The following is a 1493-nucleotide window of genomic DNA, read 5'->3' as shown; positions in this document are numbered from 1 at the left end:
TCACGCCCTGAGACATTCGACAAGCTTTTTATGGCTTCAGTAAGGGCGAGTGTCTCGCTTCGAGAGCCAGCAAATATTTCGCTTCGTCATAACAGGTTCTGGCCTTCCAGCAGCGGTAAATGATCCTTATCCATTTGAACGCCAGTGCCCGGATCGCAGACTGATGAGATTTGCCCTTTTCTCTGAGGCCCTGATAATACAGTTTGGCCCAGTATGATGAATTAACCGTCTTGGCAGCCCATTCAACAAAGGTCTGCCTGACGAACTTGGCACATTGCCATCGCCAGTGAACCCAGGATTTTTGGCCGCTTCGTTCGGTCACCGGTGCTATACCTGCGTAGTTTTGAATTTCTTCAGCGCTGTTAAACCGGTCACGGTTATCACCAAGTGCAGCAAGCATCCGTGGGCCCATGCACGGTCCCATGCCCGGAAGTGATTTGAACAGCCCCGCATCTGGCAATGTGTCAAACAGCGTTTCGATTCGTTCGTCATAGGTTTTGATGATTTCACTCACGACTTTAATTTGTGTCGCCAGTGCTGCTGCCATCAAAGCATTAGCCTCTATAACACTCGGGTCTGTAGTCAATGGGATCGCATTATCAATACTCGCAACACGTTGCTCGGTAAGGGCCATAGCGCGACCACCTTTGGCATTCAGAAAGTTGCGGATCGTGTCGCGTCTGGCTCGTTTCAGTTGTTGCAGACTGGGCCACCGGATAATCAGCTCACACAACAGTAAGCTACCCCGATGTGAGAACCACTCCAGTGGCTGAGGATAATACTGTTTAAGCGTATTGATTATCCGGTTCACAAAGCGTCGTTTATCTTCAACCAACTGACGACGTTGCTCAACCAGTTGCTGAAGTAAGCGAATATCCGCATTGTCGGGTTCAATAGCTTTTATCTTCTGGGGGTAACGCAGCATTAACTCTAATGCCAGCTCGGCATCCTGCGGATCATCTTTAGCGCCGCTGGGCGAGAAGGCTTGCCGATAACGAGCCAGGGACAATGCGTGGACGGGGAAAACGGTGATAAAGGGGTATTTTTGAAGAGCATATACCACGGGGCCCTTCTTCAGTTCGAGAGCTATTGCGATTCTACCTTTTACTTTCTGGTGTAACTCAGTAAGCCAGGCATCAAGCGCTTCTGCTGTATGTTCAATCACATCGAATACGCGTTCACCGTTTTTAAACTGAACACAGACATCGTGTTTTTTATCAGCCCAGTCCAGACCAACGTGCGCAGCAAATTGATTAGTCACAGTCATCACCAACTCCTTTTTATCGGGGATTGGTATGCATTCCACGCTCTTCGAAAGAAATATAGCCAGCAGTTTATCTGCATGCCCTGAGTATTCGTTAGCGAACGTGGAGCACCTACTGGCTCGAAAGAAAAGCGGCGATCATCACATGATTCTCGCTCAATATTCGTAACCAGTAAGCGCATACCCTGAATCACTTCAAAGTGTAATTCTCAGGGTACGAATGACTATA

1 protein-coding gene is annotated in these 1493 nt (G+C 48.5%); it reads right to left on the bottom strand.

Features of this window, described 5'->3' with window-relative positions:
- Positions 1 to 28 precede the first annotated feature (28 nt).
- Positions 29 to 1267 (bottom strand): IS110-like element ISEsa2 family transposase, encoded by a 1239-nt coding sequence (locus tag GF617_RS26840; RefSeq protein ID WP_000219087.1) that lies wholly within the window; start codon positions 1265 to 1267, stop codon positions 29 to 31.
- Between the last annotated feature and the right edge of the window lie 226 nt (positions 1268 to 1493).

The organism is Lelliottia sp. RWM.1 (assembly GCF_016859735.1).
Classification (GTDB): domain Bacteria; phylum Pseudomonadota; class Gammaproteobacteria; order Enterobacterales; family Enterobacteriaceae; genus Enterobacter.
This window is presented reverse-complemented; position numbering and strand designations above follow the sequence as displayed.